The sequence below is a fragment of the Streptococcus sanguinis genome (genome assembly GCF_050220005.1).
Classification (GTDB): Bacteria; Bacillota; Bacilli; order Lactobacillales; family Streptococcaceae; genus Streptococcus; species Streptococcus sanguinis_Z.
In genome coordinates this window covers 1,059,367-1,076,190 of record NZ_CP071413.1, presented here as the reverse complement: position 1 = coordinate 1,076,190, position 16,824 = coordinate 1,059,367, and the positions used below count along the sequence as shown (strand labels likewise).

Genomic DNA, 16,824 nt, shown 5'->3' with positions numbered 1-16,824 from the left:
CAGATGGTTATTGTTCTTTTGATTTTCTTACACTAATATCTAGCCCCAATCCAGCCAGAAGCAAACCAAGCCCCACAACACTATAGACTGCCTTTTCGCTACTTCCTGTTTTAGGAAGAGACTGTTCTGATTTGGCCAAAAGTGTTGGTGCCTGAACATGGTAGACGGTAGATGTAGGCATTGTAGTACGACGCTCAAGATAGAATTGATAACTATCTTTTATGATTTTATAGTAACGAGCTTCATTGACACTTTCAACAATCCATGAAGTGGTTCCCTTTGTCAGAGCATCAGCCAAGTTATTTTCGATATCAAGCACTCTGCCTTCTGTTGCAAAATTTTTGTAAATTCCCTCAATCGCTTTTACCGTCGCTACAGTTCTTTCTATACCAGCAGCTTTTAGAGCAGCAAGTGTATCAGCAACCGTTGGAATTGAAGGGTCTTCTTTCATTTCAGCATCTGTCAATAAAACGACGAATTTCTTATTTTTAGATGACTTAGACCAATCATAGGTTGAAATAATCTGGTTCAGGGCAGGAGTTGGTGTTTCTGGAGTATCTCCTCCACTCGCTATACGAATTGCAGCCAATGCTTTTTCGAGCTCAGCCGGATCAGTTGTAAAATAAGATGACCCAAACCGTGTTAGAACCGTATCTTCATCTTTGCTGCCAGAATTACGGCCGTAGACTTCATCGCTAAATGTTGCCAAACCAAAACGTGCTGTAATACCCTCTTTAGTAATATTTCGCACAAATTCATTAATATTTGCACGAACAATATCAATTGTGCCACCCATGGATCCTGAACGGTCGACAACAAAGACAATATCAGCTGAACCAGCTTTTGTCACAGTTGGTGGCGTTGAGGTGTAGGTGATGGTTGTAGTCTTATCTACTCGCTCATACTGCGTATAGGGATTCCCATTTTCATCAGTGCCAGATAAAGTATTTTCAGTACGTCTAGTTATTGGCTCTGGCGCCTTATCAACCTTTGCCGGAGCCACTTCTGTCTTTGTAACATCAACGGTTGCCGTTTCTACACGGACTGTTTGATTGCTTTCTTGACTTTCTTTGACATCAACAGGCGATACTTTTTTTGAGACATCAATCAAATCTCCTGGTTTCGCTGCAGATTCTTCAACAACAGGTTTCGTCGTATCAGCAGCAATTTCAGCACCAGCAGCTTCAATCGGAGAGCTTACTGCTTCAGTTTTTGCTATACCGCTTGAAGATGGTGTCCCAACCTGGTCTGCAAAAACATGCGAAGCTTGTGAAAAGGCAAATAGAAGAGTTGCTGATGCTAATCCAACTTTCAATTTGTACAATGAAAAGCTTGGAAGTTTAAATGATTCTTTTTCCATAATTTCTCCTTATCTTTTTAGATTTAGAAACATGATTGCATCTATTTTATATAGAATAACATAAAAAAATAGGAACTGCAAGCGATTTCAAATATTTATTAGTCTAAAAATTAAAATTTTAGAATATTATCAGAGTTTGTATGCTAAAATTGATGAGCATCATCATGAATCATTAAACAAATGCTTTATCGTGCCGTCTCTAATAAGAAATCCCCATGCTCAATTATCCGAGCATGGGGATTTCTTATTAATTATTTAGCGATTGGGTAAACAGAAACTTGTTTCTTATCGCGTCCTTTGCGTTCAAAGCGTACTACGCCTTCAACTTTTGCGAACAAAGTATCATCTCCGCCGCGTCCAACATTGACACCTGCATGGATATGAGTGCCGCGTTGGCGGTAAAGGATAGAGCCGCCTGTTACGGTTTGACCGTCAGCTGCTTTAGCTCCCAGACGTTTCGCTTGTGAATCACGTCCGTTAGATGTAGAACCTCCACCTTTTTTGTGGGCGAATAGTTGCAAGTTAGCAAGATTCATTTTTAACATAATGTTTTTCCTCCGTGTTAGTTTTCTGTGATAACTCTGGTCTGGACGAACTCAGAAGAGTCCTCCGATAAGTTTGCCATTCCTAGGAAAAATGATTCAAAGAAAAGCTGAGTCATTTCTCTTTGGTGCGACGGTATATCCTGAGGAATTTCAACCTTCAGATAACCGCCTTCTATTTCGTTTAATTCTAAGTTTGGTTCGTAGCCTGCGAATTTCTCAACTGAATTGACAAAATTAATGGCGAGCGTCGAAACGGACGCACACACGACATCAAAGCCGTATTCACCACTCGCGGCGTGACCTGTGATTTCTGCACGCCTCAGTTCGCCATCTTCGGCTCTTTCAAAGACTGCTTGTATCATTTAATCTCCTTAAAATTAAGCGTTGATAGCGTTGATGACAACTTTTGTATATGGTTGACGGTGACCTTGTTTACGATGGCTGCCTTTTTTAGGTTTGTACTTGTAAGTAACAACCTTCTTTTGCTTGCCTTGTTTTTCAACAGTTCCGACAACAGAAGCTCCAGCAACAAGCGGAGTTCCGACAACAGTGTTTTCACCACCAACAAGAACAACTTCGTCAAAAGTAACGTCTTGACCAGCTTCAGCGTTCAACTTTTCAACGTAGATTGCTTGACCAACTTCAACTTTAACTTGTTTTCCGCCAGTTTTAATGATTGCGTATGTGCTCATTATGCACCTCCTATGATTTTTAGGGTTTCCCCGGATTTTGTGAAGACTCGCCTAGCATCGTGGGACGAACCACTTAAGAGAAGAGCTCTAAGTATAACAAAGAATAAACAAGGAATTGAGCCGAAGGCATAACTTGTGTTAGGCAAGGTGACAATGACGAAGTTTAAATTTGTTATACGACGAGCAACGATGTTCGTGCGGTTGCACAGGAATGTGCATAGTCAACTCTATAAGTATAGCACTTCTGCAGCTCTTTAGCAAGCTTTTTCATCTCATGAAAACGGATTTTTAAGAATTATCTTTAGATTTTGTCTGCTAATGAACAAAGACTATTTCTGTTATCCGCTAACCGACTTGTTAAATAATGATTAGATAAAAAATTTCTAAATATAACGCCGAACCTTATCTTGATAGTCTTGTCTTGATAAGACTTTCCGAATTTTTCAAGACACCAGCGCTCCTCAGATAGGATAATCCAGTGGGCCGCAGTTTGAAAAATCACTAAAATCAGAATGAAAATCATTGACTTAGTCAAAAAAAGCTATTCCCAAAAAACAAACAAAGTAAGCTACATACATGGGATTACGGGAATAGCGATAAAGACCCTTTGTATTCATGCCGTTTGCATCTGGTCTAGCGAAATCCCTCATACTGATAGCACACAAAGCCAAACCAAGCAGATAAATAGCTATACCAGCATAAAAGAAAATAGAAAAATCAAACTTAATTTCAAGCAAAAAAGGCGTTATGAACAAAGCTAGATTGCTCAATTGATAAATCATATAAGCTATCTTTTCTTTTCCTTGGACCGGTGCAAAATAAGCCGTGCGAGACAAAGCGTTTTTGCCGAAATGACTCAATAAAGGAAAACGAATCAGCAAAAAAAGGAATTAAGAGAAAAACAGCAAGCATAAACGTCACCTTCTCTCGCTTTTACAACAGCCCCTCAATCATCTCATCAACTTCATCAGCCTCTGCTTGAGGTCTAATTTCTGAGATCATGATGCCTGCAACGGCACGCTCTACCAGGCCTTCAACATCTAAACGAGCTTCGTACTGCTCTGCATTCTTGATTTTTGGATTGGTTTTAGGCCGGTCTGGCGCAAAAATGGTACAGCAGTCTTCAAATGGCTGGATAGAGATTTGGAAAGTATCAATTTTCTCTGCAATCTCAATAATTTCCAGCTTGTCCATCGTCACAACAGGACGTATAATCGGTGTATTGGTTACAGCGTTGATAGCCTGCATACTCTCAATCGTTTGACTTGCCACCTGACCAAGACTTTCTCCGTTGATAATGACTTGAGCGCTCCGCTCCTCTCGAATCCGGTCCGTAATACGCATCATAAAGCGACGGGTCAGTGTCATGAGATAGGCTTCTGGAGCCTTGGCCTTGATTTCCTCCTGAATCTCTGTAAAAGGCACTTCGATAAACTGGATGTTGCCGCCAAACTTGGTTAATTTCCGAGTCAGATCCTGAGCTTTTTTCAACGCACCTGGACTGGTGTAAGGCGGACTTGCAAAGTGAACCGCCTCGATATCTACCCCCCGCTTGAGAGCCAAATAGCCCGCCACCGGTGAGTCAATTCCACCCGACAGCATGAGCATGCCCTTGCCAGAAGTGCCGACTGGCAGTCCTCCAGCACCACGAATCGTCTCGTAAGAGATATAAGCCGCTTCTTCTCGGATCTCGACGCGCAGTTCAATATCTGGCGCTTTCATCTTGACTTGAACATTGGGAATGGCCTCAAAAACAGCATCACCAAGTGTCTGGTTAAGCTCGCGGCTATCCAATTCAAAGCTGTGGTCACTGCGCTTGCTGGTAATCTTAAAGGCCATGCCCTCTTGATAGACTTCCTTCATGATAGATTGGACAGCTTCGATTAGGGCTGGTACAGATTTTTCAATTTTGTAAGACGGCGAGAAATTCTGAATCCCGAAGATCTGCTTGAGTGACTCAGCGACTGGCTGATAGTCTGTACCGTGCAGATAAACATGGGTCCGGTCACGATCAGCCTTGACATGGACCTGCGGATAGACTGACAAGACAGCCTGGATATTGCGTTTAAGTTTGTTGATAAAGCGCATGCGGTTCTTCCCTTTGGTTGAGAGCTCGCCGTAGCGCACCATAATTTCTGAATATTGCATTGTTTACCTTACTTTTCTGGTTTTTTCGTAAATAATTTTAAAAGTTGTTAAAAACTGCTCCATCTGACTCATATCGTTGTCAAGATCCAAACTGATACGGACAGCAGTTTGAGCCAGAGACTTTTCAACGCCCATAGCGATTAAAGTCCCCGCTGGCTTTCCAGCCTTAGAAGAACATGCGCTGGTAGTCGAGATATAGATCTCGTAGTTTTCAAACGCATGGACGACGACTTCACCCCGCACTCCCTTGATACCAAAGGTCAGTATATGAGGCGCAAAATTTTCCATGTCTGAGAAAATTACCACATCTGGATACTTCTGCAGCTCTTCAAGGAGAATTCTCTTCATCTGAGCCGTCCGCTGGGCAAATGCTTCTTGCTTTTCCATAGACAGCCTCAGAGCCTTAGCCGTCGCTGCAATGCCAGCTAGATTTTCCGTCGTTGAGCGCTTGTCCGACTCCTGGCCGCCACCAGTCAAGAGCGGGCTGATTTTCTTGCCAGACTTGATATAGACAAATCCTACGCCCCGGACACCGTGAAATTTATGACTGGAAAATGTCGCAAAATCCACACGGTCCGTCAGATAAGCAGCTGTTGGAATCTTCGTAACAGCTTGTACTGCATCCACATGAAAGGAAATGGTCGGCTTATCTGCTAGCAGTTCGGATATTTTCTGAATGGGCTGAATACTGCCGATTTCATTATTGACAGCCATGATGGAGATCAGAGTGGTGTCTGGTCGAATCAGCTCTGCTAGCTTGTCTACATCAACAAAACCTGCCTTATCTATTGGCGCAAAATCAACTTCAAACCCTTGACTCTGCAGCCAGAGGGCTGATTCTTTAACCGCGGGATGCTCAATGTTGGATACGATGATGTGTTTGCCAAAGGGAACTTTTTCAAAAGCAACTCCTTTAACCACCCAGTTGTCCCCTTCTGTCCCTCCTGACGTAAAAAAAATCTCCGACGAAGACTTGCCTAAAAGCTCTGCTATTTGCCGGCGTGAAGCTTCTAAGAGACGGGTTGCCTGATTGCCTAAACTGTGCAGACTGGATGGATTTCCCCAGATTTTAGAAGCAACCTCCGTGTAAGCGGCCAAAGCCTCGGGATAAGGCTTGGTTGTCGCTGAATTATCTAAATAAATCATTTTCTTTCCTCAAAATTTCAATACTCCTATTGTAACACGAAAGAGAAACTGGAACAAGAAAGAAAAAGCCCTAAATTCTGCTAAAACTTAGGGCTAAACTTCACCGGTCATAAAACTCATGTAATAAGCCAAAGAGTTCCTGTTGTTGAGCTAACAAGCTCTGACCGATGGTAGTAGATTTGATGAGGGTTCGTTCCTCTACATTTTCAATCACCTTTTTCAGGGAGGTTTGAGCAAACGGCGATTCAACGACTTTTTGAGCGTTTTGGAAAGGCTGATGGGTCACCAACTGGAAGCCATAGGAATTATTGAGCAGTGAATAGCCAGCCGTTCCAGTCTTCTTCTGATAGGCCTTGCAGAGGCCACCATCAATGACAAAGAGCAAGCCGCCACCACGGATAGGCGACTCTCCCTTGCCCGTCTTAACCGGAGTATGACCATTGACCATCCTAGACTCTTGAGAAAAGAGGCCAAATTCTTCCAAAATCAGCTGAAAGACTCTCTCAGAATTACGATAAGAAAAATAAGAATTTTCCAATTCCTTGTGGGTGCCCTTATCTTCAATGAAATAGCGCTCCAAGGTAGTCATCTTTTCTTTGCCAAACAGAGGAGACAACTTGCCTTTCCAGCAATACCAAATCAAATCAGTCGACAAATCATCACCCACCTCCTTGTTCTTGGCCGACTGTCGAATATGATACTCAAAAAAATCCAGCAATTCCTTGCCCGCATAATGGGCTTGATTGAGAATGAAAGGCTGGAATTCTCCTGACGGCTCCAGCGGGATGCAGCCGTGAAAAAGCAAGTGCTGGTTGTAAATCTTATACATAGAGCCCTTGTTCATCAGAAGGCTCATATGCTCCGCCATCTTAAGCGAACTTTGGAACGAGGCCAGCATACTGTCTACAGCTTGATTTTCTTCTGGTGTCAAAGCTGACGGATTTTCTGGATTAACCGTTTGGAAACAGGTGTTGACTAGGGCATGCTTGGTATCGTCAATCGTAACACTTTCTTCCCAATAGTCAATCTTGTCCAGCATAACATGGTCCTGCATCTGGAATTCAGGCCGCCGTTTGATGAGTTGATTTTCCAGCTTGAACTGGATAATCGCTAAGGCTTGGTGAACCTTTTCCAGCTGCAGAATTTCCTCATCTGAAAACTCCTGCTCTCTACCACCTAAAATGGGTCTAAACTTAGGATTAGACTGGTAAGTCTTGTCCGCAAAAAGAGTCAAGGAGCGCAGGTTTAAACCATAATCTTTCTCGATATCCCAGAGATAGCCATAGCGAGCTGCGATGCGCAGCACGTTGAGCAAACAAGCCTTGGAGCCAAAAAAGGCTCCCATCCAGATAATATCGTGATTGCCCCACTGAATATCGAGCGAATGAAAATGCTGCAGTTCATCCATGACCTGAGCACTGCCAGCTCCTCTGTCAAAAATATCACCAACCACATGTAGATGGTCAATCAACAACTGCCGAATACTTCGGGCCAAGCCCAAAATAAAGGGCACCGCTTCTCTCAGTTCAATCACATAAGTCAGGATATTCTCAAAATAGGATTTTTTATCAGCCAAAGCCCTGTCACTATAGAGGAGCTCCTCGATGATATAGGCATACTGGGGCGGCAAGGCTTTCCTGACCTTGGAGCGACTGTATTTCGCACCTGCAAAAGCCAGCAAGTTCAAGAGCTGGGGAATAGTTTCCTGATACCAGTCTTGGCCTTTAGTTTCTTCCCCCAGCACAAGCTCAGGATAGGAAACCAGCGCTGACAGCCGATCCTTATGAGCTTCTGACAAGCTGTCCCCAAAACAGTCCTTAATTTTCTCATTGAGGATACCTGCACAGCTTCTCAAAATATAGTCAAAAGCAGCAAACTCCCCATGAATGTCACTGATATACAGCTCCGTCCCTTTGGGCAGGTTCAAAATTGCCTCTAGGTTGGTCAGCTCTGTAATGACTTTCTGGCGACTGTCAAATTCTTTCAGTAAAATACGCTTATATTGCTCCATCTTCAGTCCTCACTCTATAACCGCTCTCTCAATCTTATCTCTTATCTCAATTTCTTCAAATGGTCTTCAATCATGAAAGCCGTCTCCTCGATTGATTTGTCCGTGATATTGATGATATGTGCCCTATACTTTTTAAAGACTTCTTTTGAGTAATCTAGTTCTTCGTATATCTTTTCCAGATCTGTGTAGCTGGTCGACTGGGTCAATCCCAGAGAATTCAAGCGATTGCTGCGTATCTTAGACAGTTTTTCTGGCTCACATAAGAGGCCGATAATCCGCTCCGGATCAACCTTTTCCAGGACCTGAGGCAGAGGTACTTCTGGAATCAAAGGCAGGTTGGAAACCTTATAGCCTTTATTTGCCAGATAAATACTAAGGGGTGTTTTGGATGTTCGGGAGACGCCCAAGAGCACCAAATCTGAATCCAAAAAACCTTGTGGTGCTTTGCCATCGTCGTATTTGACCGCAAACTCAATAGCGGAGATTTTATTAAAATACTCAGTGTCCAGCCGGTGCAAGGTACCCGGCACCTCTATAGGACTGGTGCCCGTCTTTTCTCTGATAATCTCAAAAAATGGATGCATCAAATCCAGATAAGCAAGGCCATTGGCCTGACTGAACTCTCTAGCTGCAGCTGCTAGCTTGCCATCAACCAGAGTACTAATAACAAGGGCATCGTCCTTGATGGCATCGCGCAGAATATCCAGCAATTCTTCTTCTTTGTTGATAAATGGAAAACGATAGCTGTTATTAAAAATAATATCTGGGTACTGGGCTGTCACCGCAGACAATAGCTTCTGCGAAGTCCCCCCCAAAGAATCTGAAATGCTGTAAACAATAATTTCTTTCTTCATGTTTAATCCTCTTATCTATTAACCTCAGCGCTTCTGGCCTCTTGAATAATATAATCCAACAGAGCTGACTTGGTCACAGTTCCTAAAATTTTACGCTCATTATCCTTATCCACTACCGGCAGTGAATCAATCGCAAAATCCTGCAAAACTGCAGCCGCTTCCAAAATGTTCATATCCTTGTAGCAAGTTTTAATATGGGGCATTCGGGTCATGCAGACCGCTACGGGAGTGCTGTCAATGTTAGTATTGAGCGAAGCCCGCAGCAAATCCTTACGCGACAAAATCCCTAATAGCAGCTTATGCTCATCAATGACATAGAGAACATCCGCATCATACATAAATAAGGTAATAATGGCATCTTGAATAAAAGAATCATGAGATACCAAAACGGGAGAAGTCATAATCTCTGCCACTTCCTTTCGAAAGGTATCGAAAAAGAAAAGCGTCTCTAAATCTGAGCCCGAGTATGTGTAACCAACTTTAGGCGTAGCCTTCAAAATCCCAACCAAGGTCAGAAAAGACAGGTCCGAGCGCAGGGTCGCCCGAGAAATATCGAGTAATTCTGAAATTTTCTCGCCGCTGAGTGGCTGGTGTTCTTTTACAATTTCTACAATTTTCTTTTGCCGTTCACTTAATTTCAAATAGGTTTGGCTCCTTCGTTCTTTATAATAGATGATTAGCCTGATTTCGCTTAAAATTTAGGAATTATCGCTCATATTTAAATTTCAAACGTTTAAATAATCATCATTTTGTAACACATTATAACAAAAAAAGAAAAATTGTCAATAAAACAGGATACTTTTTTCAGTTGACAAACATATGTGATGTATATTACAATGTATTTGTCCTACAATATGACACATATTTCATAATTTTGGAGGTAAATATGGCGAAATGGATTTACTCCTTTGAGGAAGGATGTGCAGATGACAAAGCTTTGCTTGGCGGAAAAGGAGCCAACCTAGCTGAAATGACCAATTTGGGACTGCCTGTCCCTCCAGGTTTTACTATTACTACAGAAAGCTGTATCGAATATTTAGAAAATCCTTATTTCTTTGAATCTTCTTTAAAAGAAGATGTTTTGAAAGCGGTTACTGATTTAGAAGAGAAAACAGGTAAATATTTCAGCGGCAACGACTCAGCCTTGCTCTTAGTGTCTGTGCGAAGCGGAGCCAAGTTTTCCATGCCGGGCATGATGGACACTATTCTCAATCTAGGTCTGAACGATTTAAGAACCCAGACTCTGGCTGAGCAGACCAATGCTGACTTTGCCTACAACTGCTACCGCCGTCTGCTGCAAATGTTTGCTGATGTAGTTTATGGCATTTCCAAGGATGAGTTCGATGACCTTTTGGGCTATTTTGAAAGGAATGCTGGCAAACAGGCCAAGGATTTTACATTGGAAGAACATCAAGCATTAATCGACCAGTACAAGCAGCTTTATCGTGAGCATCATCAAACCTTCCCGCAAAGCTCTAAAGAACAGCTCTATGCTGCTATCAAGGCTGTCTTCAAGTCTTGGAATAACCCTAGAGCTAAGGTTTACCGCAACTTGAATGATATTCCTCATGATTTGGGAACAGCGGTGAATGTCCAAACCATGGTTTTCGGAAATAGCGACCAAGCCAGTGGTACAGGAGTTGTCTTCACGAGAAACCCTGCCAGCGGTGAGCATCAGTTATTTGGCGAATTTTTGCTCAATGCACAAGGAGAGGATGTCGTAGCCGGCATTCGAACACCTGAGCCTATCGCTGCACTTGAGACAGCTCTCCCTCAGGCCTATGCAGCTTTCCAAGACTATGCTAAGATTCTCGAAAACCACTATAAAGACATGCAAGATATCGAATTTACCATCGAAAAGGGTAAACTCTATATTCTCCAAACTAGAAACGGTAAACGGACCGCCAAAGCATCTTTGAAAATCGCCTTGGATCTGGTAGACGAGGGCATTATCAGCAAAAAAGAAGCTCTCCAGCGCGTATCTCCTGCTACGATTAGCCAACTCATCCATTCTGTATTTGAAGAAAAAGCTCTGCAAGATGCTCCTTTCTTGGCTCAAGGACTGCCAGCCAGCCCTGGTGCAGCAACTGGCGAGATTGTCTTTACAGCTGAGCGCGCCAAAGACTACCACTCCTTGGGTAAAAAGGTCATTTTAGTACGGCAGGAAACTTCACCTGAAGACATTGAAGGTATGGTCGTCAGCCAAGCCATCGTAACCAGTCAGGGCGGCATGACCTCTCACGCAGCTGTCGTAGCTCGGGGAATGGGAACCTGCTGTGTGGCTGGCTGTGGAGAGCTGACCATCAGCGAGGATAGCAAGACCGTTTCCCGCGGAAGCCTTGTCTTGACTGAGGGTGATGTCATTTCAGTTGATGGTAGCTCTGGACGCATTTATAGCGGAGAAATTCCGACCGTCCTAATCGAAAATGACCAAGAACTTCACCGCTTGCTTTCATGGGCAGATGAGTTCGCACAACTCAAAGTCCGTGCCAACGCAGAGACCGTTCAGGATTTGAAAACAGCTATTAAGTTTGGGGCAAAAGGTATCGGTCTTGCTCGTACTGAACACATGTTCTTTGGTCAGGAACGAATTCTAGAAATGCGGCGCCTGATTCTAGCCGACAACGAATTGGAAACCAGATCCGCCCTCAAAAAACTACTGGAATTCCAAGAAGAAGACTTCTATCAAATGTTCCAAGCCGTACAGGACAAACCTATGATTATCCGTCTTTTGGATCCGCCTATGCATGAATTTCTACCTAAAGATTCACAGGAAATCAAGGCTTTGGCTGACAAATTGCACGAGTCGTCAGAGAAGCTGACTCGCCGCATTGAACAACTGCAAGAAAGCAATCCTATGCTGGGCCACCGCGGCTGCCGTCTGGGGATTACGCAACCAGAGATTTACAAGATGCAGGTCGAAGCAGTCTTCAAGAGTGCTATCAAGCTGATTCAGGAAGGATTGACCGTTAAGCCAGAAATCATGATTCCGCTGATTGCAGACAAAGCCGAGCTGGACTCTGTCAAAGCCTTTCTCACCCAACATATCAACAAACTCTTTAGGCATCAAGGTCTGGAGCCTTTCCCTTATGAAATTGGCACCATGATTGAACTTCCGCGCGCCTGTCTGGTTGCAGACCAGCTGGCTCAGGAAGCAGACTTCTTCAGCTTTGGTACTAACGATTTGACCCAGATGACCTACGGTTTCTCACGGGACGATATTGGAAAATTCATCGGCCACTACAAAGAGAAAGAAATCCTTCCTTTTGATCCTTTCCAAAGTATTGACCAGGACGGCGTTGGTGAATTGATGCGCATAGCTATCAGCAAAGGGCGTCAAGTCAAGCCTGAACTTCCTATCGGCATTTGTGGCGAGGTCGGTGGCGATCCTGCTTCCATCCCCTTCTTCCAAGAAATTGGCGTCACCTATGTCTCCTGCTCTCCTTATCGAGTTCCAGCAGCTAGGCTGGCTGTCGCTCAAGCGGCACTCCAAGATGAGAAGGCATGATTACTTTGCTATTCTAGCTCAAGAAGCTGCTCAACCAAAACTTGAGCAGCTTCTTTTCTTAACAGCAATCTTCTGTGTGCGTTTTCATAGATAAAAATTTGATTTTTTTAAGACATTTTCAGATAAAAAACGTATAATGAGAGATAAGAAATCATTGAAATTTTAAAAGGAGATTCTTGCAAGCATGGAAAACTATTCTCGCAGTAATAAAAACAAGACAAAATCATCTAAAAAACCTACTAAACAGCATATTAAAACAGGTCTTTCAGCCTTCCAAAAGACTATTGCAACGGTTGCCAGTATCTTGTCTATCATCATTGCCAGCATCACGATTATGAATCTGACTGGCCAAAAGGATGAAAAATCAAAAACTGATACCAGCAGCTCTACTGCAACGACTACCATTATCAAGGAAATCGAAAAAGAAACAAGCAGCCCTGCTTCAACAACTGCAACTGATACAACTGCTTCTAGCAGCGATACAGCAGCGGTTGAGACTAGTGCATCCAGTTCTGCGGCAGATACAGCAGCAGGCGACACTACTGCCTCTAGCTCTGCGGCAGACACTGCAACCAATACTCAGACAGAATCTTCAAACTAAGCAAGCAGAAAACGCCCAGCTCATTGAGCCAGGCGTTTTTCTTGTATTCATCAAGCAACCTTGCTTTACTATCACTTCCGATACATCTTGACTTGAAGATAGAGGTCGTTGTAGGTCCCCAGCCATTTAGGGCCCAACTGCTCATAAACTTCCAGATGTTTCATCGTTTCCTCAGTCGGATAAAAAGCCTCATCTTCCTGAATTTCCTTAGGCAACATGGCCTTGGCAGGAAGATTTGGTGTCGAATAACCAACATAAAGGGCATTTTTATAAGCATTCTCCGGTCTCAGCATAAAGTTAATAAACTGATAGGCCGCTTTTTTATTTTTGACGGTTTTTGGAATGACGATATTGTCAAACCAAAGATTGCTGGCCTCTGTAGGCACGACATAGCGCAGGTCTTCATTGGCTTCCAGCATCTGACGAGCCTCACCAGAAAAGGTCACACCGATAGCGGCATTGTTCTGAATCATGTATCCTTTCATCTCATCAGCCACAATGGCCTTGATATTTGGCGTCAAAGTGTAGAGCTTGTCGACAGCCTCCTGCAGCTGATCTGCATCTTTGGAGTTAAGACTATGGCCGTCTGAGTTAAGACCAAGTCCCATGACTTCGCGGGCTCCATCAATCATCATGATGGAATTTTTGTATTCAGGACGCCAAAGGTCATTCCAATGCTCTGGAGCTTTATCAACCATTTTTTCATTGTAGACAATGCCCAGCGTTCCCCAAAAATAAGGAATCGAATACTGATTTCCTGGATCGAAAGGTTGGTCTAAAAAGTCAGATCCGATATTTTCCAAACCTTTAATCTGGCTATGATCTAGCTTTTCTACCAAGCCTTCCTTCATCATCTTGGCAATCATATATTCACTGGGAATGGCAATGTCGTAGGTTGTGCCGCCCTGCTTCACTTTCGTATACATGGCTTCATTGGAGTCAAAGGTATCGTACTGGATTTGGACACCAGTTTCTTTAGTAAACTCAGTCAGCAGCTCAGGATCGATATAGTCACCCCAGTTGTAAATAACTAACTTATCGCTCTCCTTGCTCTGCGTCCGACTTTCAATCTGGTAACTGACACCCCACAAAACAAAGATAATCAGCAGAATTCCCGCTAAAAATGAATAGAGCTTTCTCATACAGTCTCCTCCTTCTCACGGGTGATAAAGTAATACCCAATTACCAAAGCAATGCTGAAGAGAAAGACCAAGGCTGATAGGGCATTGATTTCCAGAGAAATCCCCTGACGAGCGCGGGAGTAAATCTCAACAGACAGAGTAGAGAAACCATTGCCTGTAACGAAGAAGGTCACAGCAAAATCATCTAGCGAATAGGTAAAAGCCATGAAATAGCCAGCGATAATGGCTGGAGTCAGATAAGGCAGCATGATTTCCCTCAGCATTTGCAATTGGCTGGCACCTAGGTCATAGGCAGCCTTAATCATATCATCATTCATTTCCTTCAGACGCGGAAGAATCATCAGCACCACAATCGGAATGGAAAAGGCTACATGGCTAGCCAGCACAGACAGGAAGCCCAGCTGGAATTTTGCAGTAGTAAAGAGAATCAGAAAACTGGCCCCAATCATGACATCCGGCGCTACCATGAGGATATTGTTGATAGACAGAAAGGCATCCTGATATTTCTTGCGGGCTTGATAAATATAGATGGCTCCAAAAGTTCCAATCAGCGTCGCAATCAATGAAGACAGGAAAGCCAGAAAGAAAGTCTGAACCAAAATCAAAATCAGGCGTGAATCCTCAAAAAGATTTTGAAAATGACTGAGACTGAATCCTGTAAAACGATTCATGTCTTCCCCAGCATTAAAGGCATAAGCAATCAGGTAAAAGATGGGTATATAGAGCACCAAAAAGACAAAGGCTAAATAGAGATTTGCAATTTTTTTCATCGCCCTCTCCTTTCCTTGGTTGCCCACATGGTAAAGAGCATAGCAACAATCAGTACCACTCCGATAGTAGAGCCCATGCCCCAGTTTTGAGTAGTCAGGAAGTGCTGCTCAATGGCTGTCCCCAGAGTAATCACTCGATTACCACCAATTAAGCGGGTCAGCATGAAGAGACTGAGACTTGGGATAAAGACCGACTGCACTCCACTTCTGACACCATTCAATGACAAAGGGAAAACAACCCGACGAAAAGTCTCCCAGCGATTCGCTCCCAAGTCATAGCTGGCATTGATAAGATTTGGATCCAAATCATCCAGAACATTGAAAATGGGCAGAATCATAAAAGGCAGCTCGATATAGCTGGCTACAAAGATAAATGAAAAGTCCGTAAAGAGAATCTGCTGCGGCCCTACTCCGATAAAGGTCAGAAATTGATTAATTGAGCCATTCTGGCCGAAAATACCAATGAAAGCATAAGCTTTGAGCAGGAGATTAATCCAGGTCGGCAGGACAATCAGCATCAGCCAGAGCTGCTTGTGCTTGAGCTGAGTCAAAAAGAATGCGGTCGGATAGGAAATCAGCAGGGTTACGACAGTAATAATCCCTGCATAAAGGACCGAGTTCAGACTCATCTTGAGATAGGTCCAGTTCTGCGATGTAAAGTAGGTCTGGTAATTTTCCAGCGTAAACTGGCCTTCAATGTTAAAGAAGGATTTCCAGATAATCATGACAACAGGTGCCAAGACAAAAAGGAAAATCCAGAGCAGGTAAGGCAAGAGAAAAAGATTAGAGGTTGTTTTCTTCATCGCGTTCCTCCTCAATAGCATTGATCAGACCCGCTTCTTGCTCTTCTACTTCTACATATTCTTCGATACGGGCATCGAATTCTTCTTCTGTTTCATTGAGACGCATGATGTGGATATCCTCAGGCTCGAAATGCAGACCGATTTCTTCTCCGACAATGGCCTTACGAGTCGAGTGAATCATCCATTCATTGCCAAGCTCATCATAAGCGATGATCTCATAGTGGACACCACGGAAAAGCTGTGTGTCGACCTTAACCTGCAGCTTGCCTTCTTCTGGAAGAGTAATCCGCAAATCCTCCGGCCGAATCACCACTTCAACAGATTCATTTGGGCGCATCCCACCATCTACTGCTTCAAAGCGCTTGCCGTTAAACTCAACCAGATAGTCTTCAATCATCTTACCTGGCAGAATATTGGACTCGCCAATGAAGGTTGCAACAAAATGATTAATGGGCTCGTCATAAATATCAACAGGCGTCCCCGACTGAACAATCTCGCCGTCATTCATAACGAAAATCCAGTCGCTCATAGCCAGAGCTTCCTCTTGGTCGTGCGTGACAAATACAAAGGTAATGCCGAGACGCTGCTGCAATTCCCGCAACTCATACTGCATATCTGTACGCAGCTTCAAATCCAGAGCAGACAGCGGCTCATCCAGTAAAACAACCCGCGGCTGATTAATGATTGCCCGCGCGATGGCTACACGCTGGCGCTGACCGCCCGACAGTTTGCGAATAGAACGGCGCTCAAAACCTTCTAGCTGAACCATTTTCAGCACTTCTGCAACTCGCTCTTGAATTTCTTTTTTATCAACCTTGCGTAGACGCAGCGGGAAGGCAACATTTTCAAAAACATTCATATGCGGAAATAGTGCATAGGACTGAAAAACCGTATGAACGTCTCTTTTATTGGTGGGAATATCATTGATGCGGACACCATCAAGAAAAATATCCCCATCTGTCGCATCCAAAAGGCCTGCAATAATATTCAGAATCGTTGATTTTCCAGAGCCGGAAGAGCCCAGCAAAGTATAGAACTTCCCTTCTTCCAGCTCGAAATTAATATCTTTCAGAACGACAGTATTATTATCTTCAAAAACTTTAGAAACGTTTTTAAACTCGATGATTGGTTTTTTCAATTGTCATAAATTCCTTCTTTCTCGTATTAACAGATTAAGGGTTCTGTCAGACCGCTGCTACCTCGTGAGGGCTGTAAAGGCCCTTTATAAATTCCGTGTCGATAGG

The 16,824-nt window shown here is 43.5% G+C and carries 15 protein-coding genes and 1 pseudogene; 2 read left to right on the top strand and 14 right to left on the bottom strand.

Annotation, left to right across the window (positions count from 1 at the left end):
* Positions 1-7: 7 nt before the first annotated feature.
* The 10 genes and pseudogenes from J1C86_RS05170 to J1C86_RS05125 all read right to left on the bottom strand — a co-directional run bounded on the left by J1C86_RS05170 (position 8) and on the right by J1C86_RS05125 (position 9,397).
* The gene (locus J1C86_RS05170) at positions 8-1,360 is read right to left on the bottom strand and encodes a vWA domain-containing protein (RefSeq protein WP_125409166.1); all 1,353 of its coding nucleotides are present in this window, start codon (positions 1,358-1,360) and stop codon (positions 8-10) included.
* Between the two features lie 251 nt (positions 1,361-1,611).
* Entirely contained in the window at positions 1,612-1,905 is a 294-nt protein-coding gene (gene rpmA / locus J1C86_RS05165; RefSeq protein ID WP_002895619.1) for a 50S ribosomal protein L27, read from the bottom strand.
* A 17-nt stretch (positions 1,906-1,922) separates the two neighbouring features.
* On the bottom strand, positions 1,923-2,267 hold the full coding sequence (locus J1C86_RS05160) for a ribosomal-processing cysteine protease Prp (RefSeq protein ID WP_002900460.1): 345 nt from the start codon (positions 2,265-2,267) through the stop codon (positions 1,923-1,925).
* Positions 2,268-2,282: 15 nt separating this feature from the next.
* The gene (rplU, locus tag J1C86_RS05155) at positions 2,283-2,597 is read right to left on the bottom strand and encodes a 50S ribosomal protein L21 (protein ID WP_002904398.1); all 315 of its coding nucleotides are present in this window, start codon (positions 2,595-2,597) and stop codon (positions 2,283-2,285) included.
* 383 nt (positions 2,598-2,980) lie between these two features.
* Positions 2,981-3,509, bottom strand: a pseudogene (locus J1C86_RS05150) (methyltransferase family protein).
* 21 nt (positions 3,510-3,530) lie between these two features.
* Complete coding sequence (gene thiI, locus J1C86_RS05145; protein WP_125406741.1) at positions 3,531-4,745, bottom strand: tRNA uracil 4-sulfurtransferase ThiI; 1,215 nt, start codon at positions 4,743-4,745, stop codon at positions 3,531-3,533.
* Positions 4,746-4,748: 3 nt separating this feature from the next.
* Entirely contained in the window at positions 4,749-5,891 is a 1,143-nt protein-coding gene (locus J1C86_RS05140; RefSeq protein ID WP_125406744.1) for a cysteine desulfurase family protein, read from the bottom strand.
* A gap of 100 nt (positions 5,892-5,991) precedes the next feature.
* Positions 5,992-7,902, bottom strand: coding sequence for a fructose-1,6-bisphosphatase (locus tag J1C86_RS05135; protein ID WP_125406747.1), 1,911 nt, complete (start codon positions 7,900-7,902; stop codon positions 5,992-5,994).
* A 41-nt stretch (positions 7,903-7,943) separates the two neighbouring features.
* Positions 7,944-8,756 (bottom strand): pyruvate, water dikinase regulatory protein, encoded by an 813-nt coding sequence (locus J1C86_RS05130; protein ID WP_125406750.1) that lies wholly within the window; start codon positions 8,754-8,756, stop codon positions 7,944-7,946.
* 11 nt (positions 8,757-8,767) lie between these two features.
* A complete protein-coding gene (locus tag J1C86_RS05125; RefSeq protein ID WP_002900467.1) occupies positions 8,768-9,397 on the bottom strand; it encodes a CBS domain-containing protein in 630 nt (209 codons plus the stop codon).
* Between the two features lie 245 nt (positions 9,398-9,642).
* Here J1C86_RS05125 and ppdK point away from each other — a divergent pair, with 245 nt between their 5' ends.
* Positions 9,643-12,264: a pyruvate, phosphate dikinase gene (ppdK, locus tag J1C86_RS05120; RefSeq protein WP_125406753.1), complete on the top strand. Its 2,622-nt coding sequence runs from the start codon at positions 9,643-9,645 to the stop codon at positions 12,262-12,264.
* A gap of 184 nt (positions 12,265-12,448) precedes the next feature.
* Complete coding sequence (locus tag J1C86_RS05115; protein WP_125406755.1) at positions 12,449-12,865, top strand: DUF6556 family protein; 417 nt, start codon at positions 12,449-12,451, stop codon at positions 12,863-12,865.
* Positions 12,866-12,936: 71 nt separating this feature from the next.
* Here J1C86_RS05115 and J1C86_RS05110 read toward each other — a convergent pair whose 3' ends face one another.
* From J1C86_RS05110 to J1C86_RS05095, 4 genes are read right to left on the bottom strand one after another with little or no spacing between them, the layout of a single operon-like run.
* Positions 12,937-14,007: an ABC transporter substrate-binding protein gene (locus J1C86_RS05110; RefSeq protein ID WP_002909866.1), complete on the bottom strand. Its 1,071-nt coding sequence runs from the start codon at positions 14,005-14,007 to the stop codon at positions 12,937-12,939.
* Positions 14,004-14,777: an ABC transporter permease gene (locus J1C86_RS05105; RefSeq protein ID WP_125406758.1), complete on the bottom strand. Its 774-nt coding sequence runs from the start codon at positions 14,775-14,777 to the stop codon at positions 14,004-14,006. Before J1C86_RS05105 ends, J1C86_RS05110 begins: the two co-directional genes overlap by 4 nt.
* Positions 14,774-15,580 (bottom strand): ABC transporter permease, encoded by an 807-nt coding sequence (locus J1C86_RS05100; protein ID WP_002895634.1) that lies wholly within the window; start codon positions 15,578-15,580, stop codon positions 14,774-14,776. Before J1C86_RS05100 ends, J1C86_RS05105 begins: the two co-directional genes overlap by 4 nt.
* Positions 15,561-16,718, bottom strand: a complete 1,158-nt coding sequence (locus J1C86_RS05095; protein ID WP_002904388.1) for an ABC transporter ATP-binding protein — start codon at positions 16,716-16,718, stop codon at positions 15,561-15,563. The genes J1C86_RS05100 and J1C86_RS05095 overlap by 20 nt, the downstream gene beginning before the upstream one ends.
* Between the last annotated feature and the right edge of the window lie 106 nt (positions 16,719-16,824).